The organism is Stenotrophomonas sp. YIM B06876, from assembly GCF_030711595.1.
GTDB lineage: Bacteria > Pseudomonadota > Gammaproteobacteria > Xanthomonadales > Xanthomonadaceae > Stenotrophomonas.
In genome coordinates this window covers 22,622-42,187 of the sequence record NZ_JAUJUJ010000005.1, presented here as the reverse complement: position 1 = coordinate 42,187, position 19,566 = coordinate 22,622, and the positions used below count along the sequence as shown (strand labels likewise).

Sequence of the window (19,566 nt, the reverse complement as noted above, 5' to 3'; positions counted from 1 at the left end):
CCCATCCCGGTCTCCGGCACGATAATGCGCCCCGGATCAGGCCGCCGTCACGCCGGCCACCGCCAAAGCTGCGGCGAGCGGCGCATGCCCGCAGTGCGGGAAAAGCCTATTCCGGCGCGTCGGGATGGCGCTGTTTCCACGCGGCCAGCTCGCGGCGGTAGCGGGCCAGTTCGTCCGCATACAGGTCCAGCACGCACAGCGGGCAGCCGCTGCCGCAGCATTCGTTCGGCCCCGGTTCTTCGGGAGGCTGCGGGCGCGGGTCGGGAAAAGCGTCGGGAATCCGGGTCATTGCGCGATACAGGAGGAGCGTGTCGAAAAGAAGCACATCGGGAGTGGCATGTGCCGCGCCTGCTTCAAGCAGTGGTGACGCGACGCAGGTTGGCGCGCGCGGCCGCATCGTAGCGGGTGTGGAAAAAATCGCTGAAGAAGATCCGCGGTTGTGCCAACACGCCGGCGAGGAAGCGCCGGCGGTTGAGCCGGAACAGCACGCCCGGCACCTTGCCGCGGTATTCCTCGGCGATACCGCGATCATAGGCGTCGAACACCTCGGCCGCGGCGCCGAGGATGGCCATGTCGCTGTCAAGAAACAAGGCGGCATCGGCATCGAGCTGTTCCGCACGCAGTTGGCCATGGCGGGCGGTGAGGTTGATCAGCGCCCCCACCCGCGCCGCATCGATCCCGGCGTCAGGCAGCCAGCGCGTGATCGCCTGCAGCGCCAGCTGCGCGGAGCGCGCTTCGTTGTCGCGGCGGCCGGCTTCGTAGATCGCATCGTGATAGAGCACGGCCAGGCACACCTCGCGCGGCTGTTGCCAACCCGGCCCGGCAGCCACGTCGCGGTAGTGCCGCAGCAGCGCCTGCACATGGGCCAGGTTGTGATATGCCCGCGGCGGCGTGGCGTAGGCCGTCTCGATCTGGGCCAGCAGCGGCGCCGGCAGTGCAAAGGGAAGCAGATCCATATGCTCATGATTGGCGCAGGGCCGGCGATGCGCAAGCGCGCCTCACCCCAGCGGCCAGCGTCCTTCCAGCTGGTAACGGGTCTGCCCGAGAAAGCTGCGGATCAGCACGAATTCGCGCACCCACCAGCGGATCGGCTGTACCGGCTGCACCGGCAGCCGGCGCGTGTCGTACAGCAGGGTCAGGTGCGGGGTGAACGCATGTTCGGACCTGCTCCCCACCCCCTGCAGGCAACGCGCCAGTTCCTGGTGCAGACCGTGCAGCAGTTCCGCGCCCCCTTCGCTGCGCAGCACGAACGGGCTCTGCCGGTGCCCGGCAAAACTGCCGGCCTGGTCGAAACAGACCTCGAATTCGGGCAGGCGCACCCGTGCGGCCATCTGCTGCACGCGGGCCAGCAGGCTCGGCGGCAACCCGGCGTAATCGCCCAGATGATGCAAGGTGATGTGCAGGCGCTCGCGCGCCAGCAACCGTCCGCTCAAGCCATGTTCCTCGCGCAGGCCGGCGGCGATCTCGACGATCCGCGCCGCGGTCTGCGCATCGGGCATCACCGCGAAAAACAGGCGTTCGGTCGGAATATCGTTACCGAAGCCCAGCGCCATTTGCGCATCGGCAGAGGGAAGAAACGTCTTCATGATGTCGCAAGCCAGCAGAGGCGCGTCCTGTCGCGACGAACCGCACTAATGGAAGGCCGCGGATACTAGCAGAGACCGCCCGGTTCCGGGCCGCCGCCCCAACGCGGCTGGCGCCGGCTCAAACCCGCGCCATGGGCGGTGGCCGGTTCGACCCGCAGCGCCCCGCTCCACCGGCGCTGGCCATTTTTTGAGCACGCACCCCCTGCGCCTTGCAACGCAACGGCTGCGGGAGGTTATCCACATGTTTACCCGGCCCTCGTCCACATGCGCTGTGGATGGAGTGCGGCGCCTGCATCGGCGCTATCTGGCGCGCGCCACGCTGCGCCCGCCCGCGGCCAAACCGCGCGCCCTACCGGGGCCCCGCGACGCGAACGATGAAAAAAGCGGCGAGCAGACGGACCGGTTCGGGCTGCGGGCGGTGTCCGCTACCGGGCAACCGCAAAAAACCTGTACCGGCCCGGCCCGGCACGCACAGCGCTGCCCACTGGCCACCGATCGCAGAACGGCGCTCAGGCCTTGCGCAGGAAGCAGGTCTTCAGCACCAGACCCTTGATCTTGTCGGAATTGCCTTCGATGTTTTCGGCATCGTCTTCCACCAGGCGGATATTGCGGATCACCGTGCCCTGCTTGAGCGGGATCGACGAGCCCTTGACCTTCAGATCCTTGATCACGGTGACGGTATCGCCGGCCACCAGCACGTTGCCGTTGCTGTCGCGCACCACCACCCCCGAAGCCGCCTCGGCGGTATCGCCGGCCGCCCACTCGTGGCCGCAATCGGCGCAGACCCACAACGCGCCATCGGGATAGACGTTCTGAAGTGAGCACTGGGGACAGGAAGTAACAGACATGGCATGACCCGGACATCAGGAAAGGCTGTCAATTGTAGCCGCTCACGTCATGGCGACAGCCGGCCGCGGAAAGTTGCGCGGCGGAACGCCACCGCAGCTACGGAGCAGAACGTGACGGGAACCAGCGGTCCGCGGCGGGTCATCCATGTGGCGCTGGCCGGGAATCTGGCCATCGCGGTAGCCAAGTTCATCGCCGCCGCGGTGTCCGGCAGTTCAGCCATGCTCAGCGAAGGCGTGCACTCGCTGGTGGATACGATCAACGAAGTGCTGTTGCTCTACGGCCTGCGCCGCGCCAACCGCCCTGCCGACCACGCCCATCCGCTGGGCCACGGCCGCGAACTGTATTTCTGGAGTTTCATCGTCGCCTTGCTGGTGTTTGCGATGGGCGCGGGCATCTCGATCTACGAAGGCATCACGCGGCTGCGCCATCCGGTCCCGGGCGGCAGCCATAGCCTGGCCTATCTGGTGCTGGGGGTATCGCTGGTGTTCGAGGGAATCTCGTGGACCGTGGCAGTGCGCGAATTCCGCGCCACCAAGGGCCAGCTTGGCTATTTCGAAGCTTTCCGGCGCAGCAAGGACCCGAGCACCTTCACCGTGTTGCTGGAAGACAGCGCCGCGCTGATCGGCCTGCTCATCGCCCTGGCCGGGCTGCTCGGTGCGCAGCTGCTGCAGATGCCCGAACTCGACGGCATCGCCTCCATCGGCATCGGCGCGGTGCTGGCGGTGACCGCTTTCCTGCTGGCGCGCGAAACCAAGGGCCTGCTGCTCGGCGAATCGGCCGATCCGGACGTCGCGCGCTCGTTGCTGGAGATCGCCTCGCGCGATCCGGACGTGCATTCGGCCAATGGCGTGCTGACCGTGCAGATGGGCCCCAACCAGGTGATGGCCGCGCTCAGCGCCGAGTTCGAGGACCACCGCACCACCCCGCAGATCGAAGCCTGCATCGGCCGCATCGAGGCCGCCGCGCACGCGCGCCATCCCGAACTGGTGGCGCTGTTTGTGAAGCCGCAGACGCCACAGACCTGGCAGCAACGCCTGCAGCAACTGGATCCCCCCGCATCGACGCAGTGACGCGCGTCCCGGCCGGCCATAGTAAAGTGCGCGGCCCTCGCATCAGCGGCACCGCGCATGAAACTCGGCATCGACTTCGGCACCAGCAACTCCGCCGCCGCGGCGGTCATTGACGGGCGTGTGGTGCCAATCCGCTTCGGCCAGGCCATGCAGTTCCGCACCACGGTGTATTTCCCCGAGGTGATGCGCGATCCGAACGACTTCGCGCTGACTCCGGCACTGGAACACCAGGTGGGCGAACTGGTTGAATCCGGTCGCCGCGATGCCCGCGCCGCCGGGCAGGAACGCACCGCGGAACAGCTGCGCCGCGATGCGGTCCGGGTGGTGCGCCGGCAATGGATGGAAGAGCGGATCCGCGAACCGCGCAGCTCGACCGCGCTGTTGCAGAACGCGGTCTACGGCGATGCGGCGCTGGAAGCCTACTTCGAGGAAAACGAAGGCAACCTGGTGCAGAGCCCCAAATCGATGCTCGGCTACAACCTGCATCCGCGCGCGCGGCAGACCATCACCGGTATCGCCACCCATATCCTTGAACACATCCGCCTGACCGCCTCGCGGCAGCTCGGCGCCAATGTGCGCCGCGCCACGCTCGGGCGCCCGGTGCAGTTCCGCAGTTCGATCGGCGAGGCCGGCAATGCGCAGGCGCTGGACATCCTGCACAGCGCCGCAATCGCCGCCGGCTTTGACAGCATCGATTTCCTTGAAGAGCCGGCCGCGGCAGCCATGCATTACCACGCCGGCAGCCGCGATCCGCATGACGTGGTGGTGGTGGATATCGGCGGCGGCACCACCGATATCGCCCACGCCCGCGTCGGCGGTGACGGCGTGCCGGAAGTCCATCGCGCCTGGGGTATTCCCCGCGGCGGTACCGATATCGACCTGGCGCTGAGCCTGACCGGCTATATGCCATTGTTCGGCCGCGGCATCACCCGCGTCCCGGCCCATCACTATGTGGAAGCGGCAATGGTGCAGGACATGACCCGGCAGAAGGATTTCCGCCAGCACAGCTATCGCGATGTCGATGCGCCCTACGGCCCGCGACTGCGGGCGTTGCAGGACACCGGCAACACCGCCCGCCTGTATCGCGCGGTGGAGCAGTGCAAGATCGGCCTCAGCGACGCCGCCACCCACACCAGCGCGCTGGATTTCATCGAGCGCGGACTGGCCGTGGAGATCGCTGCCAGCCGTCTGGGCGACGCCGCCACCACGTATCTGCGCGAACTGGGCGACCTGCTGCAGCAGGTGCGTACCGATATCGGCACCGAACCGGCCGCGGTCTTCCTGACCGGAGGCATGTCGCGTGCCGGCTATATCCAGCAGGCCACCGCCGCCGCGTTCCCGCAGTCGCGGCTGGTGCATGGCGATCCGTCCTTTGGCGTGGTGCAGGGCCTGGCCCTGTCGGCCTCGCGGTAAAAGGCGCACCGCTGCCGGCACGCGCAACCGGTGCGATTGCCCTCCGGGATGCGCACACGAGCGGCGGCTCCACGTCGCCATGCGAGGCCATTAACGCTTGTCGGCACAAAGCCGCGTATGATAAGCGCGCTGAACTTTCTCGCGACGGGCCTTCCACCGGCATTGGCGCGTCTCGTTGCATCGCCGCCCTGCCGCGCTTGCGTTGCGCGCCCTGCGCCCTAGCCGCCCCACCCATCGCCGAGCGCCACCCGTCCTGAGGGCGCCGGTGGTCTCTGGTGCCTGCCGATCTGGACGCGCCCCTCCCGCATTCGTCTGCGACGGTCGCGCGCCGACAACCTGGAGGCCGACGCATGGCTACCGCCACTGCTGCTGCCAACCCCCCTGCCGAGCGTAAATCCGACATCAGCTGCAGCCGCTGCGATGCGGTGTGCTGTCGCCTGACGGTACTGCTGATGCCCGAGGACAAGGTCCCCGAGCATCTGACCGAATACACCGAAGCCGGACTGCACGTCATGGCCCGGGATGAAGAGGGCTGGTGCGTGGCGGTGGACGGCCATCACCTGAATTGCACCATCTACGAACAGCGTCCCTCCATCTGCCGGCGCTTTGTCATGGGCGCCCCGTATTGCCGGGAAGTCCGCAGCGCCTACCAGGATCAGATGAGCCGCGGCATTCCCCTCACCCTGTACCGCTAGAAAGGAGCTTAAATGTCACGCTTGCCTTTGAAGACCGCCAACCAGCCGCGCATCAACCGTCCCGACCGCAAGCAGGCATCGTCGGCACTGAGCCATGAAAGCCTGGCCGCCGACCTCGCCGCCTTCCGCAAGGCCGGTGGCAAGATCGAGGTGTTGGGCAACACCAATACCCTGAAGAAGATCGCAGAGGCCAAGGCCGCAGAAGGCTGAGGCGACCCCGGCCGCCGCTGCATCGCGGCCGTACAGCACTCTGCGCGCGCCTGCCGCTGCGTGCCGGAGGCAGCGGCGTTCTTCGCTCCCCGCTGCCGGGCCGCGCATTGCCATCACGGCCCCGGTCACAGCGGAACGTGCTGGTTTTCCGCAAACGGCAGCACGCGCCCGGCTGCGACGCCGATCCTCTGCGCCGGTCTTGCGACCGATGACGATCAGCTGACACGACCGCGGCTGGTGGCCGACAATCGGCCACCCTCCTGATGTTGTGACTGCATGCTCCGATTTTCCGCACTCCTGCTGTTCTCGGCGCTGGCGCTGGCCGGCTGTACGTCCCTGACCGGAACGCCGTCTCCTGCGCTTGCCACGCCCGCCGCACAGCCGATGCCGGCAAACGCCGAGGCGCCACTGATCCTGGTGTCGATCGATGGCTTCCGCAACGAATATCTCGAGCGCGGGCTGACCCCCACACTGGCCGCGCTGGCCGCCGACGGCGTGCGCGCGCAGTACATGCGGCCGTCGTATCCCTCGATCACGTTTCCCAACCACTACACCCTGGTGACCGGCCTGCGCCCGGACAATCACGGCGTGATCTCCAACTTCATGACCGACCCGCAGATCCCCGGCGTGCGCTTCAGCATGTTCGACCCGGCCACGGTGGCCGACGCGCGCTGGTGGAATGGCGGCAAGCCGCTGTGGACCAGCGTGCGGGAACACGGCGGCCGTGCCGCCTCGATGTTCTGGGTCGGCTCGGAAGCGCCGATCCATGGCGCCCGGCCGGAATTCTGGCGGGCGTTCGACATCAAGGTGACCTCGGCCCAGCGGGTGCAACAGGTCCTGCAATGGCTGGCGCTGCCGGCGGCACAACGGCCGCACTTCATCACCCTGTACTTCGATCTGGTCGACACCATGGGCCATGTGCATGGCCCGGATTCACCGCAACTCAATGCCGCGCTGGGCGAAGTGGATACGGCGATGGCCGCGCTCGTCGCCGGCATCCGGTCGCAAGGGCTGGGCCAGCGGGTCAATCTGGTGATCGGCTCCGATCACGGCATGGCCAGCACCGGACCGGAGCGCGAGGTGCTGCTGGATGACCTGGTGGATGTGAGCGCGCTGGATGTCAGCTGGACCGGCGCCTACGCCTCGTTCGACGCCCTTCCCGGCGGCGAAGCGCACGCCGCAAAGCTGCTGGGCAAACACCCGCATATGCAGTGCATGACCCGCGAACAGATTCCAGCGCGTTTCCAGTTCGGCCAGCACCGCCGCGTTCCCGCCTACCTCTGCATCGCCGAGCACGGCTGGCAGGTCACGACCCGCGAGAGGCTGCAACTCAAGCGCTATCGCACGCGCGGTGAACACGGCTACGACACCCGGCATCCGGATATGCATTCGCTGTTCATTGCCCACGGTCCTGCCTTCAAACGCGGTGCGGTGATTGCGCCCATCGACAATGTCGACGTCTATCCTCTGTTGGCCCACTTGCTGGCGATCACGCCGGCGCACAACGACGGCCATCCCGTGCGTACCGCGGCGGCGCTGAAATCCCTTCCATGATCCCTCACGCCTGTGCGCACCGGCTGCCCAGGCACCGCCAAGAGAACTCCGTATGACGCATTACCTCCCCGCCTGGATGCACGAATGGATCGGCACCCTGCAGACCGGCCTGAGCATCCTGCTGGTGCTGGCCGCCGCCTGGCTGCTGCGGGTGCTGGCCCGTCGCCTGCTCGCCCGCCTGGGCACGCATTACACCTTGCCACCGCAACTGGAAGTCGCCGCCCGGCGCCTGTTCAACTTCATCATCTGGAGCGCCACGCTGATCGTGATCCTGGACCGGCTGGGCGTTTCGGCCACCGTGCTGTGGACCGCTTTTACCGGTTTTGCCGCGGTCGGTGCGGTCGCGTTCTTCGCCGCCTGGAGCGTGCTGTCGAATATCTTCTGCACCCTGCTTATTTTCACCACCCGCCCGTTCCGCATCGGCGACCGCATCGAACTGCTGGAAAACGGCGAGAAGCCCGGCCTCAAGGGCCGCGTGATCGACGTCAACATGATCTACACCACCTTGCAGGAGATCGACGGCCCGGCCGACGCCACCTTCATGCAGATTCCCAACAGCCTGTTCTTCCAGCGCGGCCTGCGCAGATGGCGCGAAAATGGCGGCAATGCGCAGGCGCCGGTTCAAGGCGACGGCTGAACTCCTGCTGCATCCATATCCACGCACATCACCGAACCAACCCCGCTGCGGCGGGGTTGACCATTTCCAGCCCGCTGAAGCGGCGGCGATCGGATGCGGCGAGGTGACCATCCGGCCTTCTGCCCAACGCTCCGGAAGCCGTCGCAATTGACAGTTCCAAGCTGCGGACCGGAATATCCATGGCCATCCCCGAGGCCGGCTTCCCCCTGACGCTGGAGACTCCATGAAGCAAGAATCGCAAACGGCCGCCGTGCCCGCTCCACCGCTGGCAGGCCACTGCGTTTTGGCATGCGCAAACCGGGCCGCTGCAATTGTTTCCGCGCCCGGGCCCCGCATGGCCGCGCCAGCCGCCAGCGCCATGCGGACGGTTGCCGTTCAAGCTGCTCCAAGGCCGGTGCGGTGACGGCAAGATGCCCATTCCAGCCGACGCGCCCGCATCGGCCACTTCAACCCGGTTGTTGAATCGCAGGGGGTTCCATGCACGCCAGCACGCCATTACCGAGTCGATTGGCCGCAGCGGCTTTCGTGCCGCTGGTGGTCATGCATTCCGTTGTCACGCTCGATCTTTTTTTCAACCTGTTCCCGGGTACCGAAGCATTCCGGACCCTGTGGGCGGCCACGTTCGGGACAAAGCTGCTGTGGGCGCTGGCGAGCGTGATCGGTGCCGCCGCGGTGGTACTGCCCTATCGGCGACCGTGGCCGGGACTATTTGCATCGCTGGCGTTCTGCGCGTGCCTGTACTTCGCCAGCGTCCACCTGTGGGGTGAGGTGAAAGGCGGCTTCTGGCTGGCGGTTGCCGCCACCCTGCTGGCTGGCCTCGGCGCACTGCGCTCGACCCGTCCTTTCAAACCCGCACCGCTGGGCCGCACGAGCTGAGTCCCCGGAGTGCTCAACGGAAATTTTCCGCATGGACAAGACACAAGCAGAAGCGATCGCCCAGGCCATTCTGGAACCTGACCTGCGTGCCCGGGAAGAGTTCGTGCGCAAGCGCGAAAAACAGGCCGTGGCCTTGGCGCGTCAACGCAAGGTTGCCCGTGCTGCACTTGCCGGTGCCGCCATGGGTATCGCAGGCGCCTATCTGCTGGGGGGACACATCGTCACCTGGGCACTGCAGGGCAGCATTTTCTGTGGCTTGCTGGCTCAGCTTGGCGCCTGGCTGGGTGGCCGTTCACGTCGCCGCTGACCGCGCACACCGACTTCCGGCCTTGCCCAGCCCAGGAGCCGACTTCCGCTGCGCGGCGCGAAGTGTCCGCAGATACCGCCACGAGGCCCCTGCAACCTTGTGATTCGACACTTTCTGGCGCGGACGGGACAGTTCGCGCAACGGGTTGCCATTGGCGCGCAACGTCCTGGGAACCAGCTGTCGCACCGGGCTGCCCCCCTCCCCCCCCCCCGGCAGGCCAGCGCCATTGCCGGATATGCACCACAGCGTTGGGCCGACGTACGGGGCAGGCATGTCAAGATTCGCACCCCGGTTGCGGTGCCCCCGCTGCGTTGCCGCTGCAGCTTCTGCCCCCCATGCCTGCCACTTCCCGACCTTCGTGTCCGCGCAACGCGCCGGAAGCCGCCCCCCCGCTCCCGCGACTTCCGCCCTCACGCTGGCTCAGCGTGATCGCGCTGGCACTGGGTGCATTCGTTTTCAACACCCGCGGATTCGTCCCGCCCGGCCTGCCCAGCGCCATCGGTGCCGGTTTCAACATGCCCATCGCGCATCTCGGGCTGATGCTGACGATCTAGCGCAGCTGGCTGTCCTTGCTGCCGCGGCGGTTGTAACCGCTGGACTCGCTCTCCGCGCGATCCTGCACCTCCTGGCAGCTCACGCACAGCCGCACGCCCGGCACCGCCTTGCGGCGTGCCTCGGGAATGGGCGCATCACATTCCTCGCAACGTTCCAAACCGGGCCCATGGTGCAGCTTGCTGCGGGCCCGTTTGATCGCATCCTCGACGGTGGCGTCGATCTGCTCCTGTACCGCGTCGTCTCCTGCCCAACCGGTCGCCATGATGGTCGGCTCCATTGATGACCCGGCCCCAGCCTACCCGAGGCGGTCAAAGCATTCCGTCAATCGACCGGCGCAGGACGGCCCGCCGACGCGGGGGCCGGCGCCATCACCAGACCAGGTCGTCAGGCACCTGGAACTGGGCGTAATAGGCGTCGTCCTCGGCGTTGCCGGTGGACACCGGGCTTTCATCCGGCTGGCCGTGGTCGACCACGATCAGCGAGGCATCGCGCTCGCGCACCTTGTCGGCCGCCATCCGCGGCAGCAGCTCGTAGCCCTCGCCGTGCTGCACCACCACCAGCGCACCGGAGGCCAGCTGTTTGCGCAGCGCCTCGTCCACCCGCAGGGTGCGGATCAGCTTGCCGTCGTTGAAGCGGTATTCCAGCTCGCCGCTGCGCGGGACCTTGCGGTCCTGGATGATCTGCCGCGCCTGCGCCCGCAACTCGTTGGCCCGCGCCTGCGCGTTGCGCTCGGCGGCCAGCAGCCGGTCGCGCTCGGCTTTTTCGGCGCGCGCGCGTTCGGCTTCGCGCTGGCTTTCGGTGGGCGCCACCGGGGTCTTGCCGTGGCGCGCCTTGACCTGTTCGCGGGCGGCCTGCGCCACTGCGGACTTCTTGACCAGTCCGGCCTTGAGCAACTGTTCCTGAAGGGGATTTGCCTTCGCCATGTGCCTGCATGTTCTTCTGTCAGCGATGGCTGCCATCATACTGGCCTGCCCCGATCCGCGCCGCTGGCGCCCGCGCTCTGCCAATGCAACCGTTGAAATATCTCGCCGGCTATCCCGAACACGTGCAGCAGCAGGTGCGCACGATGCTGCAACAGGAAAAGCTCGGGCCGCTGCTGCGCGACAAGTACCAGCAGCCACATACAGTGCGCAACGACCGGCAATTGTATGAATACGCGCAGGAGCTGAAGGACCGCTACCTGCGCAAGTCGGTGCCGCTGGGCAAGGTGATCTATGACAGCAAGCTGCAGGTGATGAAACACGCACTGGGCACGCATACCGCGATCTCGCGGATCCACGGCGGCAAACTCAAGGCCAGCCGCGAGATCCGCATCGCCAGCGTGTTCCGCGATGCCCCGGCCGAATTCCTGAAGATGATCGTGGTGCACGAGCTGGCGCACCTGAAGGAGGCCGACCACAACAAGCCCTTCTACCAGCTGTGCACGCATATGGCGCCGGACTACCACCAGCTCGAATTCGATCTGCGCCTGTACCTGACCCAGCTGGAATGCGCCCAGCCGGGCTGAGCCTGGCCCCGCCCCAGCAGCGGCGGCCATCAGCCGCTACACTCCCTGCCCGTCGTACCGAGCCGCTTTCCATGTCCGCACCCATCCGCCTCGACAAGCGTGTCGTCGCCCTGTTCCAGTGTTCCCGCGCCGAAGCCCAGCAATACATCGAGGGCGGCTGCGTCACCGTGGACGGTGTGGTGGTGGATACCCCGCAGACGATGGTGGGCGCCGAAACCGTCGTATTGGACGCCGATGCCGAGGCCAAGGGCCTCGAGTCGGCCACGCTGCTGTTCAACAAACCGGCCGGGATGTCTGCTGCCGAAGCCTTGGCGCAGATCACCGAAGCCACCCGCGCCGAGTCCGATGCCAGTGGCATCCGCCTGCTGCAGCGGCATTTCCACAGGCTGCAGGCGCTGATGCCGCTGGAAGCGGCTGCCAGCGGGCTGGTGGTCTTCAGCCAGGACTGGCGCATCCGCCGCTGTCTGGAAGAAGAGCAGGCGCTGCTGGAACAGGAATTCAACGTCGAGATCAGCGGCGAGCTGAAACCCTACGGCATGCTGCGCCTGGCCCATGGCCTGCGCCATGAAGGCCGCGAGCTGCCGCCGTGTAAGGTCAGCTGGCAGAACGAGGACCGCCTGCGGTTTGCGATCAAGAACGTGCGGCCCGGGCAGTTGCGCTACATGTGCAGGGAAGTCGGGCTGGACGTGGTGGCGATCCGCCGCCTGCGCATCGGCCGCGTCGGCCTGAGCAAGATGCCCGAAGGCCAGTGGCGCTATCTGGCGGCAGGACAGCGTTTCTGATCAGCCCCAGCCGGCCAGCCGCAGCGTGGCCGCAGCGCCCGCGCCGGCGATAACCACCAGCAGGAACGGCAGCCGCCACCACAATGCGAGGGCGGCGGCGAGCAACGCGCCCAGCCGCGCGTCCAACGCCAGCCCCTGCCCTGCCGAAAAAGCGTTCATTGCGGTCAACGAGGCCAGCAGGCCGATGGTCAGGGTGCCGGCCACCCGCGTCATCCGCGGCGTTTCCAGCCAGCGCGCCGGCACCAGGTAGCCGGCCAGCTTGAGCGCATAGGCCGCCGCGCAGGCGGCCAGGATCCACCCCCACAGCGGCATCAGCGCGGCTCCGGCCGGGTCAGCGGCGGCGCGATGTCCGGCTCCAGACCTTCATCGGCGCGACCGCGGCCGAACCCGCCCCACAGCGCCGCCCCCACCGCGGCCAGCAGGATCGGCACGCCCGGCGGCACCCACGGCAACGCAATCACGGTGATCAAGGCGCAGCTGACGGTGATGGCCACCGGCTCGCGGCCACGCAGGCGCGGCCACAGCAGCCCGAGGAAGGCCGCCACCGCGGCGCCATCCAGCCCCCACTGGCGCGGGTCGCCCAGCGCATCGCCGAGCACCGCGCCCAGCAGGGTGGACAGGTTCCACAGCCCATACACGCCAATCCCGGCGACCCAGAAGCCGCGCCGCTGCTCGTCGCGCAGCGTCTGCCCGGCCGCGGTGGCCGCCGACTCGTCGATCGTCACCTGCGCGGCCGCCACCCGGCGCCAGCCGCGCGGGCGCACCATCTGGTTGATCTGCGCGCCATAGACCGCGTTGCGGATGCCCAGCAACGTGGCCGCGCCGAAGGCCGCCACACCGCTGCCGCCGCCGGCCACCACGCCGATAAAGGCGAACTGCGAGCCACCGGTGAACATCAGCAGGCTCAGTGCCACGGTCTGGCCCACGCTGAAACCGGAAGCCACCGCCAGCGCGCCGAAGGAAATGCCGTACAGGCCGGTTGCCAGCGCGATGGACAGCCCGATGCGGACCGCAGGAGTAAAACGCCCGGCCATCGGTCAGCGCCGGCCGCTCCGCGCCTGTTCGGCCGCGGCCACGAACAGCACGTCGGTGGACGAGTTGAGCGCGGTCTCGGCCGAATCCTGCACCACACCGACAATGAACCCCACTGCCACCACCTGCATCGCGATGTCGTCACCGATGCCGAACAGCCCGCAGGCCAGCGGAATCAGCAGCAGTGAACCACCCGGCACCCCGGAGGCCCCGCAGGCGCCCACGGCCGCCACGATGCTCAGCACCAGCGCGGTCGGCAGATCGACGGTGATGCCCAGCGTGCTCACCGCCGCCAAGGTCAGCACCGAAATGGTGATCGCCGCGCCGGCCATGTTGACCGTTGCGCCCAGCGGAATGGCCACCGAATAGGTTTCCTGGTGCAGGCCGAGCTTGCGGCACAGCTCCATGTTCACCGGGATATTGGCTGCCGATGAGCGGGTGAAGAATGCGGTGATGCCGCTTTCGCGAAGGCAGCGCAGCACCAGCGGATAGGGATTGCGCCGGGTCACCGCGAACACGATCAGCGGATTGCCCACCAGCGCCATGAACAGCATCGCCCCGACCAGCACGGCGAGCAGATGCAGGTAGTCCTGCAGTACGCCCAGTCCCGATTCGGACAGCAGCGAGGCGACGATGCCGAACACGCCCAGCGGCGCCAGCTTGATCACCGCCCTTACCACCCAGGTGACCGCGGCGGAAAGGTCCGCCAGCATCTGCCGGGTGGTTGCGCTGGCGTGGCGCAGCGCCAGACCCAGTCCCACACCCCAGGCCAGCAGGCCGATGTAGTTGGCGTTGACCAGCGCATTGACCGGATTGTCGAAGATCTTCAGCACCAGCGTCTTCAACACCTCGCCGATCCCGCCCGGTGCACTGAGTCCGGTATCGGCCGGCACCGTCAGCGTCAGCACGCTGGGAAACAGGAAGCTGGCCAGCACCCCGACCATGGCCGCTGCCAGAGTGCCGAGCACATACAGCAGCAGGATGCCGCGGATATGGGTCTGCTGCCCCTGGCGGTGATTGGCGATGGACGCGGCCACCAGCACCAGCACCAGCACCGGCGCCACCGCCTTCAACGCGGCGACGAACAGCGTGCCAAGCAGGCCCACCGCCGAGCCGGCCTGCGGGAACAGCAGCGCGAACACGCTGCCGGCCAGTAAACCGATGACGATCTGGGTAACCAGGCTGGGCGCGCGCAGGCGTGAGAGGCGGTCGGTCATGGGAAGCGCTCGGACAAATAAGTCCCGGATTGTCTCCGAATGCGCGAAAGCCGGCATCCCTCCAACGTCATGCACTGGGTGCCCTGCGTTGCCGGTCTGGTTGCAGCGGCGCGGGGCGCGATTACGATAGCGGCCATGAATGCGACCCGATCCCGTGCAAAACGGCTGCTGCGCCTGTTCGGTATTGTCCTGGCCGCGCTGCTGGTGCTGGTCGCCAGCGGCCTGCTGCTGGCCGACCGGCTGACCCCCAAGGCACTGGGCAGCGCGTCGCATACCCTGCCGTTGCAGCCGGCGCAGACCCGGATCGACCGCGAGCTGCAGCCGCTGCTGGCCGCCCACCCCGGCCAGAGCGGCGTGGCCTACCTGTCCGACGGGCTGGATGCCTATGCCGCGCGCGCGGTCATCACCCGCTATGCCGGGCGCAGTCTGGATCTGCAGTACTACATCTGGCATGACGACCTGGTCGGCCATCTGCTGGCCCGCGACCTGTACGAAGCCGCCGAGCGCGGCGTGCGGGTACGGCTGCTGCTCGACGACATGAACGCAAAAGGGCTGGACCCGATGCTGGTCGCGCTCGATGCGCATCCCAACATCGAGCTGCGCCTGTACAACCCGTTCCGCAACCGCGGCGGGCTGTGGCGATCGCTGGAAATGGTGCAACGGGCATTCAGCGTCAACCACCGCATGCACAACAAGGCGTGGATTGCCGATGGCCGCATGGCGATTGTCGGCGGGCGCAATATCGGCGAGGAGTATTTCGATGCCCGCCCGGATGTGAATTTCCGCGACCTCGACCTGCTGCTGGCCGGCCCGGTGGTGGCCCAGGCCAGCGGTATTTTCGACGACTACTGGAACAGTGATGCCGCGGTGCCGATCACCGCGCTGAACCGCCACAGCGCGCCACTGCAGACACTGCTCCGCAAGGCGGAACCGGAATGGCTGCTGCAACGCGCGCGGCCTTACCTGCAACGGGTGCGCGACCAGGCGCAGGCGCGCTATCTGGAAGACCACATTCCATTGCACTGGACCGCCCACGTCGAGGTGCGCTCCGATCCACCGCTCAAGCATCGCCAGGCCGACCGCAGCGATTGGCTGGTTACCCGGTTGGTCAGGGAACTGACCGGCACGCGGCACAAGGCACTGCTGATCTCGCCCTACTTCGTGCCCGGCAAAAGCGGCACCTGGGCCATGACCCAGATGGTGGCCGACGGCAGGCAGGTGGGAGTGATCACCAACTCCCTGGCCGCCAACGACGTGGCTGCGGTGCATGGCGGCTATATGCGCTATCGCACCTCCCTGCTGCGCGGCGGGGTGCAGCTGTACGAGCTCAAGGCCCACGGCGGGCATGGCAAGTCCACGCTGTTCGGCAGCAGTGGCGCCAGCCTGCACACCAAGGCGTTCGTCATCGATGACCAGCGCGGCTTCGTCGGCTCGTTCAACCTGGACCCGCGCTCGGCCTATCTCAACACCGAGATGGGTGTGCTGTTCGACGATCCCACCCTCGCCGCGCAGCTGCGCGATGAATACCTGCGACTGGCCAGTCCCGCCCTGGCCTACCGGGTCTATCTGGATCCGCGCGGGCGGGTGCGCTGGCTGGACCGCGGCACGCAACCGCCGCGAAGCTACAGCGTCGAGCCGGAGACCTCGTTCATGCAACGGGCGCTGGCCCGCGGCATCAGCTGGCTGCCACTGGAATCGCAGCTGTAACCGGACCACCCGGCAACGCCACACGCTGACCGGCGCGACGCTATGCGGCGGGCTGGCGGATACGTTTCCAGATCCAGCCGGCCACATGCGCCGGCGCCAGCTGGGCGAGCAGGTCCAACGCCCGGGCGTCTTCCATTTGCTGTTCAGCGCACAGCACGGCCAGCGCGGCGGCCGTGCGCGCGAAGCGCAGCGAACGTCCCAGTGCGCTGTCCTGCGCCGCCGGACTGTCGCCGTCGTGCAAGGCCTGATGGATGACGTCTGCCAGCTCCCAGTGCAGCGCGATCCGCGCCGCCGTGGGCTGGGTGCAGCGCTCCAGCAATTCCCGCAACGCCAGGGCCGAGGGCGCCAGCGCCGGCTGCCGGGCGTATTCGTCATGCGCGGCCTGCATCACCACCACCGCGCCCAGACCGTGCAGCAACCCCGCCAGCTGCGCGGCAAAGCCGTCGTCGCGTTCCACGCCGCGCGCGTGGTCGGCAGCGGCGGCCGACACCCGCAACGAGTATTCCCAGATCAGGACCGGGAAGCGGCTGCCATCCCCGCCACCGGCGTGCATTACCGGCTGCACCAGCGCCGCGGAGATGATCTGGCGGATGCCATCGGTGCCGACCAGCGTGACCGCGCGCTCGATGCTTTCCACCGGGCGTGACTGCAACCGGTACAGCGGGCTGTTGGCAATGCGCAGCAGATTGCCGGCCAGGACCGGGTCCTGGCCGATGATGGCGCTGATCGAACGTGACGAGGCGGCCGTATCGTTGACGCTCTGGATCAACTGCGGCAGCAACTGCGGCCGCCGCGGGGTGTAGCGCGGCGACAGATCTGCACGGCCCAACGCCGTGATCACCGCCGCGATCACCGCCCGGTGCGGCGGGTCCAGCTCCTCGTCCGCCGCGTCCGTACCGGGCACGCCCAATGCCAGCGCGTGGAAGCCGCGTTGTGCCTGTTGCAGGATCCGCCACGCCTGTTCGCCATCCACGCACATCGCGTCGTCCATCGCCTCGGCCTTGGCCGTGACCGGCCATGCCGTTGCGGTCACGCCGACAGCACGCCCACGGCGATGGCGGACACGGAAAATCACCAGCACCAGCAGAGCCGCGACCAATGCGGCCAGGACGGGAATCAGGGTGGTCATAAGTGGGCGGCCTGCAATCCATGCGCGATCCTGCCGACGATATCGACCATACCCGGCAGATCTTTAGTGCCCTTGCCGGCACAGCGGCAACGCCGCGACCACCGGATGCAGCAGGCGCCCGCCGCGACTGCCACCAGCAGCGGCGCCACGGTTCAGTCTTTGTGCTTTCGCAGGCGCACGCCCATCGGCCCGGTCAACGAGCCATCCGGGTTGATGGTGAAACCCAGTGAAGCGCCGTGCCCGGCCAGCGCGATTTCCAGGCGGTCGCCGTCGCGGGTGTAGCTGGCGTACTGCTGCACACCCATCACCTCGATGCCGAGCCTGCCATCGGACTGGAACGTATACCGGGTAGCTCCCATGTCATCGGCGTAGACGCCTTTTATGCCCTGGCTGCAGGCCGACAACAGGCACAGCAGCGCAATGGCCAGCAGTTTTTTCATTGGGGCTTCCTGTGGATGCGATCGATCCCGTCGGCGACACCGCCGCCACGGCAAGCCGCGCAGTCTATCGGGCGGTCGTGGCCCGATGCCAATCCGGGGCGACTTCACGCCCGGTTCGCGCCGCCCCCGAATACTGGAACTCCCGGAATATACGGAGCACAGCGATGACCGACCTCAAGGATCTGGAACATAAATTCTGGAAAGCACTGCATTCCGACCGGACGCTGATGCTCGGTCTGGATGGCGTGGAAAACGGCCATTCGCGGCCGATGACGGCGCAAGTGGAAGAAGGCGCACGCGGGCCGATCTGGTTTTTCACCAGTCGCAACAACGCGCTGGTCCAGCATCTGGCGCAAGGCAATCAGGCGATCGCCGCGTTCAGCTCCAAGTCGCATGATCTTTTCGCCAGCATCCGCGGCACCTTGCACCTCACCGATGACCGCGAAATGGTCGATCGCCTGTGGAACGCGTTCGTGGCGGCCTGGTATGAAGGCGGCAAGGATGATCCGTCGCTGGTGCTGCTGCGACTGGACCCCACCGAGGCGGAGATCTGGCTGAACGAATCCAACCTGTTGGCCGGCGCAAAGATGATGCTGGGCATCAAGCCGCAGGAGGACTACAAGGACAAGGTCGGCACGATCGACCTGCGCTGAGCCGCATCTGCCGCGCAGGCGGAGCCTGGCTGCGTGCAAGCGGCGCAAGCGGCAGGAATCCGGCGCTCCCGGAAAGCGCCTGGTTCAGCTGCAAAACAGCCTTTTTCCGGCCTCGCTTCAGCTGGGGTGAGGGAAAATGGCCGCCAGGGCCTACACTGGTGCATCTTTCAATTGAGATACGCCCTTTGGCCAAGCCCAATTACTCGTTCGAAAAGCGGCAGCGCGAGATCGCCAAAAAGAAACAGCAGGATGAAAAAGAGGCGCGCAAGCGCCAGGCCAAGGAAGCCGCCAAAGCCGAAGCCGACGGCTCTCCCGCTGTCGCGACGCCGCCGTCGCAGCACGACTGATCGCACGCTCCACCCGCATACAGTGCGTATTCCCGCTGCCCGGTGGATGCCGGGCCTGCGCGACGCCGTACAGCGGTATTTGCAGGCAAGCGCACCACCGGCGTCATCGGCTGTCTGGCGTGACCGCCACACCGGGCTCACGCCCTCCTGCCCGATGGTGCTGATGGCCGTCCTGCCCAGGCGGTACGCGGCCATCTGACACCGGCATTGCAACGCCTTCGCCCGGCCCGCCTTCAAGGCGACCGCCGGCCTCTCCCTTCACTTTTACCGGCCTGCATGCAGGCTGCAACGCTCCCGGGAGAGCACATGCCAGGTTATGAAGTACGCCACCTCGAACTCGAGGTGGGCCCAAAGCCTTACCGGCTGCGCGTGCTGCGCGATCTGCAGCAGTTCTCCGACCCCGATGGACACGGCGCACGCCTGGGTATCTCCTCGGCGCAGTGGAGCCTGTTCGGGCAGGTATGGCCGGCGGCCGAATTGCTGGCATTGGCGATGGACAGTTTCAACATCGAGGACAAGCGCATCCTTGAAGTCGGCTGCGGCATCGGCCTGCCGAGCCTGGTGCTGCAACGGCGCGGCGCACAGGTGGTGGCTTCGGACATCCACCCGCTGGCCGAATCCTTCCTTGCCTACAACTCGGCGATGAACGGGCTGCCATCGGTCCATTTCCGCAATATGGACTGGGATGCGCCGCTCCCCTCCTTGGGCATGTTCGACGTCATCATCGCCAGCGACGTGATGTACGAGCGCGACCATGCCCTGCTGCTGGCCGGACTGGTCGAACGCCACGCGCTACCCGTGGCGGAAGTGGTCATCACCGATCCGGGCCGCGGCAGTGGCGGACTGTTTACCCGCCTGCTGCACGCGCAAGGGTTCGCGCTGGACCCGCCGCTGCCGGTTGTCGCTGCGACGCTGCCTGCGCATACGCCACGGGTACTGCATTTCCGGCGCACGCAGGTGCCGCGCTGCTGACCGGCCGCGCCGCCACGCCGCGGATCAC

General features: G+C 67.2%; 27 protein-coding genes. 15 read left to right on the top strand and 12 right to left on the bottom strand.

What is annotated here, in order from left to right; all coding sequences use genetic code 11:
- Nucleotides 1–106 precede the first annotated feature (106 nt).
- The 4 genes from QZH66_RS04045 to QZH66_RS04030 all read right to left on the bottom strand — a co-directional run bounded on the left by QZH66_RS04045 (nucleotide 107) and on the right by QZH66_RS04030 (nucleotide 2,434).
- Nucleotides 107–289 carry an oxidoreductase-like domain-containing protein gene (locus tag QZH66_RS04045; protein ID WP_305804674.1) on the bottom strand — a complete coding sequence of 61 codons (183 nt, stop codon included), beginning with the start codon at nucleotides 287–289 and terminating at the stop codon, nucleotides 107–109.
- A 64-nt stretch (nucleotides 290–353) separates the two neighbouring features.
- A complete protein-coding gene (locus QZH66_RS04040; protein WP_305804673.1) occupies nucleotides 354–956 on the bottom strand; it encodes a hypothetical protein in 603 nt (200 codons plus the stop codon).
- Nucleotides 957–998: 42 nt separating this feature from the next.
- Nucleotides 999–1,586, bottom strand: a complete 588-nt coding sequence (gene thpR, locus QZH66_RS04035) for an RNA 2',3'-cyclic phosphodiesterase (RefSeq protein ID WP_305804672.1) — start codon at nucleotides 1,584–1,586, stop codon at nucleotides 999–1,001.
- A gap of 509 nt (nucleotides 1,587–2,095) precedes the next feature.
- Nucleotides 2,096–2,434, bottom strand: coding sequence for a zinc ribbon domain-containing protein YjdM (locus QZH66_RS04030; RefSeq protein ID WP_305804671.1), 339 nt, complete (start codon nucleotides 2,432–2,434; stop codon nucleotides 2,096–2,098).
- A gap of 111 nt (nucleotides 2,435–2,545) precedes the next feature.
- Between QZH66_RS04030 and QZH66_RS04025 the strand changes: the two genes are divergently transcribed.
- From QZH66_RS04025 to QZH66_RS03985, 9 genes are all read left to right on the top strand, one after another.
- Complete coding sequence (locus QZH66_RS04025; protein WP_305804670.1) at nucleotides 2,546–3,505, top strand: cation diffusion facilitator family transporter; 960 nt, start codon at nucleotides 2,546–2,548, stop codon at nucleotides 3,503–3,505.
- A 57-nt stretch (nucleotides 3,506–3,562) separates the two neighbouring features.
- Entirely contained in the window at nucleotides 3,563–4,918 is a 1,356-nt protein-coding gene (locus QZH66_RS04020; protein WP_305804669.1) for an Hsp70 family protein, read from the top strand.
- Nucleotides 4,919–5,268: 350 nt separating this feature from the next.
- Nucleotides 5,269–5,613 (top strand): YkgJ family cysteine cluster protein, encoded by a 345-nt coding sequence (locus QZH66_RS04015; protein ID WP_305804668.1) that lies wholly within the window; start codon nucleotides 5,269–5,271, stop codon nucleotides 5,611–5,613.
- 12 nt (nucleotides 5,614–5,625) lie between these two features.
- Nucleotides 5,626–5,823, top strand: coding sequence for a hypothetical protein (locus QZH66_RS04010; RefSeq protein WP_305804667.1), 198 nt, complete (start codon nucleotides 5,626–5,628; stop codon nucleotides 5,821–5,823).
- A 276-nt stretch (nucleotides 5,824–6,099) separates the two neighbouring features.
- The gene (locus QZH66_RS04005) at nucleotides 6,100–7,377 is read left to right on the top strand and encodes an ectonucleotide pyrophosphatase/phosphodiesterase (RefSeq protein ID WP_305804666.1); all 1,278 of its coding nucleotides are present in this window, start codon (nucleotides 6,100–6,102) and stop codon (nucleotides 7,375–7,377) included.
- A 52-nt stretch (nucleotides 7,378–7,429) separates the two neighbouring features.
- Nucleotides 7,430–8,014, top strand: coding sequence for a mechanosensitive ion channel family protein (locus QZH66_RS04000; protein WP_305804665.1), 585 nt, complete (start codon nucleotides 7,430–7,432; stop codon nucleotides 8,012–8,014).
- Between the two features lie 477 nt (nucleotides 8,015–8,491).
- The gene (locus tag QZH66_RS03995) at nucleotides 8,492–8,890 is read left to right on the top strand and encodes a hypothetical protein (RefSeq protein WP_305804664.1); all 399 of its coding nucleotides are present in this window, start codon (nucleotides 8,492–8,494) and stop codon (nucleotides 8,888–8,890) included.
- A gap of 31 nt (nucleotides 8,891–8,921) precedes the next feature.
- Complete coding sequence (locus QZH66_RS03990) at nucleotides 8,922–9,197, top strand: hypothetical protein (RefSeq protein WP_305804663.1); 276 nt, start codon at nucleotides 8,922–8,924, stop codon at nucleotides 9,195–9,197.
- A 335-nt stretch (nucleotides 9,198–9,532) separates the two neighbouring features.
- Complete coding sequence (locus QZH66_RS03985) at nucleotides 9,533–9,751, top strand: hypothetical protein (protein WP_305804662.1); 219 nt, start codon at nucleotides 9,533–9,535, stop codon at nucleotides 9,749–9,751.
- Here QZH66_RS03985 and QZH66_RS03980 read toward each other — a convergent pair.
- Complete coding sequence (locus tag QZH66_RS03980) at nucleotides 9,748–10,014, bottom strand: DksA/TraR family C4-type zinc finger protein (RefSeq protein WP_305804661.1); 267 nt, start codon at nucleotides 10,012–10,014, stop codon at nucleotides 9,748–9,750. The genes QZH66_RS03985 and QZH66_RS03980 overlap by 4 nt on opposite strands.
- A 106-nt stretch (nucleotides 10,015–10,120) precedes the next feature.
- A complete protein-coding gene (locus QZH66_RS03975) occupies nucleotides 10,121–10,675 on the bottom strand; it encodes a DUF2058 domain-containing protein (RefSeq protein ID WP_305804660.1) in 555 nt (184 codons plus the stop codon).
- Between the two features lie 83 nt (nucleotides 10,676–10,758).
- Between QZH66_RS03975 and QZH66_RS03970 the strand changes: the two genes are divergently transcribed.
- Together QZH66_RS03970 and QZH66_RS03965 are read left to right on the top strand one after the other, a co-directional pair.
- Nucleotides 10,759–11,259 (top strand): M48 family metallopeptidase, encoded by a 501-nt coding sequence (locus QZH66_RS03970; protein ID WP_305804659.1) that lies wholly within the window; start codon nucleotides 10,759–10,761, stop codon nucleotides 11,257–11,259.
- Between the two features lie 71 nt (nucleotides 11,260–11,330).
- A complete protein-coding gene (locus QZH66_RS03965; protein ID WP_305804658.1) occupies nucleotides 11,331–12,041 on the top strand; it encodes a S4 domain-containing protein in 711 nt (236 codons plus the stop codon).
- On the opposite strand, the gene QZH66_RS03960 is transcribed toward QZH66_RS03965, so the two are convergent.
- The 3 genes from QZH66_RS03960 to sstT are packed head-to-tail and all read right to left on the bottom strand — an operon-like array spanning nucleotide 12,042 to nucleotide 14,290.
- On the bottom strand, nucleotides 12,042–12,353 hold the full coding sequence (locus QZH66_RS03960) for an AzlD domain-containing protein (protein WP_305804657.1): 312 nt from the start codon (nucleotides 12,351–12,353) through the stop codon (nucleotides 12,042–12,044). It lies immediately after the preceding gene.
- Nucleotides 12,353–13,075 (bottom strand): AzlC family ABC transporter permease, encoded by a 723-nt coding sequence (locus QZH66_RS03955; protein ID WP_305804656.1) that lies wholly within the window; start codon nucleotides 13,073–13,075, stop codon nucleotides 12,353–12,355. Before QZH66_RS03955 ends, QZH66_RS03960 begins: the two co-directional genes overlap by 1 nt.
- 3 nt (nucleotides 13,076–13,078) lie before the next feature.
- Nucleotides 13,079–14,290 carry a serine/threonine transporter SstT gene (sstT, locus tag QZH66_RS03950; protein WP_305804655.1) on the bottom strand — a complete coding sequence of 404 codons (1,212 nt, stop codon included), beginning with the start codon at nucleotides 14,288–14,290 and terminating at the stop codon, nucleotides 13,079–13,081.
- 135 nt (nucleotides 14,291–14,425) lie between these two features.
- On the opposite strand from sstT, the gene QZH66_RS03945 reads away from it, so the two are divergent.
- Entirely contained in the window at nucleotides 14,426–15,997 is a 1,572-nt protein-coding gene (locus QZH66_RS03945; protein WP_305804654.1) for a phospholipase D family protein, read from the top strand.
- A 40-nt stretch (nucleotides 15,998–16,037) separates the two neighbouring features.
- Here QZH66_RS03945 and QZH66_RS03940 read toward each other — a convergent pair whose 3' ends face one another.
- From QZH66_RS03940 to QZH66_RS03930, 3 genes are read right to left on the bottom strand one after another with little or no spacing between them, the layout of a single operon-like run.
- Nucleotides 16,038–17,126, bottom strand: a complete 1,089-nt coding sequence (locus QZH66_RS03940) for an HDOD domain-containing protein (protein WP_305804653.1) — start codon at nucleotides 17,124–17,126, stop codon at nucleotides 16,038–16,040.
- Nucleotides 17,123–17,275, bottom strand: a complete 153-nt coding sequence (locus QZH66_RS03935) for a hypothetical protein (RefSeq protein ID WP_305804652.1) — start codon at nucleotides 17,273–17,275, stop codon at nucleotides 17,123–17,125. The genes QZH66_RS03940 and QZH66_RS03935 overlap by 4 nt, the downstream gene beginning before the upstream one ends.
- Nucleotides 17,276–17,278: 3 nt before the next feature.
- Entirely contained in the window at nucleotides 17,279–17,566 is a 288-nt protein-coding gene (locus QZH66_RS03930) for a hypothetical protein (protein ID WP_305804651.1), read from the bottom strand.
- Between the two features lie 164 nt (nucleotides 17,567–17,730).
- Here QZH66_RS03930 and QZH66_RS03925 point away from each other — a divergent pair, with 164 nt between their 5' ends.
- From QZH66_RS03925 to QZH66_RS03915, 3 genes are all read left to right on the top strand, one after another.
- Nucleotides 17,731–18,219, top strand: coding sequence for a pyridoxamine 5'-phosphate oxidase family protein (locus tag QZH66_RS03925; RefSeq protein WP_305804738.1), 489 nt, complete (start codon nucleotides 17,731–17,733; stop codon nucleotides 18,217–18,219).
- A 185-nt stretch (nucleotides 18,220–18,404) separates the two neighbouring features.
- The gene (locus QZH66_RS03920) at nucleotides 18,405–18,566 is read left to right on the top strand and encodes a hypothetical protein (protein WP_305804650.1); all 162 of its coding nucleotides are present in this window, start codon (nucleotides 18,405–18,407) and stop codon (nucleotides 18,564–18,566) included.
- A 306-nt stretch (nucleotides 18,567–18,872) separates the two neighbouring features.
- Complete coding sequence (locus QZH66_RS03915) at nucleotides 18,873–19,538, top strand: methyltransferase domain-containing protein (RefSeq protein WP_305804649.1); 666 nt, start codon at nucleotides 18,873–18,875, stop codon at nucleotides 19,536–19,538.
- The last annotated feature ends 28 nt before the right edge of the window (nucleotides 19,539–19,566 follow it).

What these genes read in the sequence shown, in the direction of transcription:
- QZH66_RS03940 (WP_305804653.1), bottom strand. Translation starts at nt 17,126, where the DNA reads ATGACCACCCTGATTCCCGTCCTGGCCGCATTGGTCGCGGCTCTGCTG.
- QZH66_RS03955 (WP_305804656.1), bottom strand. Translation starts at nt 13,075, where the DNA reads ATGGCCGGGCGTTTTACTCCTGCGGTCCGCATCGGGCTGTCCATCGCG.
- QZH66_RS03925 (WP_305804738.1), top strand. Translation starts at nt 17,731, where the DNA reads ATGACCGACCTCAAGGATCTGGAACATAAATTCTGGAAAGCACTGCAT.
- QZH66_RS04010 (WP_305804667.1), top strand. Translation starts at nt 5,626, where the DNA reads ATGTCACGCTTGCCTTTGAAGACCGCCAACCAGCCGCGCATCAACCGT.
- QZH66_RS04030 (WP_305804671.1), bottom strand. Translation starts at nt 2,434, where the DNA reads ATGTCTGTTACTTCCTGTCCCCAGTGCTCACTTCAGAACGTCTATCCC.
- QZH66_RS04015 (WP_305804668.1), top strand. Translation starts at nt 5,269, where the DNA reads ATGGCTACCGCCACTGCTGCTGCCAACCCCCCTGCCGAGCGTAAATCC.
- QZH66_RS03970 (WP_305804659.1), top strand. Translation starts at nt 10,759, where the DNA reads ATGCAACCGTTGAAATATCTCGCCGGCTATCCCGAACACGTGCAGCAG.
- QZH66_RS04000 (WP_305804665.1), top strand. Translation starts at nt 7,430, where the DNA reads ATGACGCATTACCTCCCCGCCTGGATGCACGAATGGATCGGCACCCTG.
- sstT (WP_305804655.1), bottom strand. Translation starts at nt 14,290, where the DNA reads ATGACCGACCGCCTCTCACGCCTGCGCGCGCCCAGCCTGGTTACCCAG.
- QZH66_RS03975 (WP_305804660.1), bottom strand. Translation starts at nt 10,675, where the DNA reads ATGGCGAAGGCAAATCCCCTTCAGGAACAGTTGCTCAAGGCCGGACTG.
- QZH66_RS03980 (WP_305804661.1), bottom strand. Translation starts at nt 10,014, where the DNA reads ATGGCGACCGGTTGGGCAGGAGACGACGCGGTACAGGAGCAGATCGAC.
- QZH66_RS03930 (WP_305804651.1), bottom strand. Translation starts at nt 17,566, where the DNA reads ATGAAAAAACTGCTGGCCATTGCGCTGCTGTGCCTGTTGTCGGCCTGC.
- QZH66_RS03995 (WP_305804664.1), top strand. Translation starts at nt 8,492, where the DNA reads ATGCACGCCAGCACGCCATTACCGAGTCGATTGGCCGCAGCGGCTTTC.
- QZH66_RS03965 (WP_305804658.1), top strand. Translation starts at nt 11,331, where the DNA reads ATGTCCGCACCCATCCGCCTCGACAAGCGTGTCGTCGCCCTGTTCCAG.
- QZH66_RS03960 (WP_305804657.1), bottom strand. Translation starts at nt 12,353, where the DNA reads ATGCCGCTGTGGGGGTGGATCCTGGCCGCCTGCGCGGCGGCCTATGCG.
- QZH66_RS03945 (WP_305804654.1), top strand. Translation starts at nt 14,426, where the DNA reads ATGAATGCGACCCGATCCCGTGCAAAACGGCTGCTGCGCCTGTTCGGT.
- QZH66_RS03915 (WP_305804649.1), top strand. Translation starts at nt 18,873, where the DNA reads ATGCCAGGTTATGAAGTACGCCACCTCGAACTCGAGGTGGGCCCAAAG.
- QZH66_RS04005 (WP_305804666.1), top strand. Translation starts at nt 6,100, where the DNA reads ATGCTCCGATTTTCCGCACTCCTGCTGTTCTCGGCGCTGGCGCTGGCC.
- QZH66_RS04040 (WP_305804673.1), bottom strand. Translation starts at nt 956, where the DNA reads ATGGATCTGCTTCCCTTTGCACTGCCGGCGCCGCTGCTGGCCCAGATC.
- QZH66_RS04020 (WP_305804669.1), top strand. Translation starts at nt 3,563, where the DNA reads ATGAAACTCGGCATCGACTTCGGCACCAGCAACTCCGCCGCCGCGGCG.
- QZH66_RS04045 (WP_305804674.1), bottom strand. Translation starts at nt 289, where the DNA reads ATGACCCGGATTCCCGACGCTTTTCCCGACCCGCGCCCGCAGCCTCCC.
- QZH66_RS03990 (WP_305804663.1), top strand. Translation starts at nt 8,922, where the DNA reads ATGGACAAGACACAAGCAGAAGCGATCGCCCAGGCCATTCTGGAACCT.
- thpR (WP_305804672.1), bottom strand. Translation starts at nt 1,586, where the DNA reads ATGAAGACGTTTCTTCCCTCTGCCGATGCGCAAATGGCGCTGGGCTTC.
- QZH66_RS03985 (WP_305804662.1), top strand. Translation starts at nt 9,533, where the DNA reads ATGCCTGCCACTTCCCGACCTTCGTGTCCGCGCAACGCGCCGGAAGCC.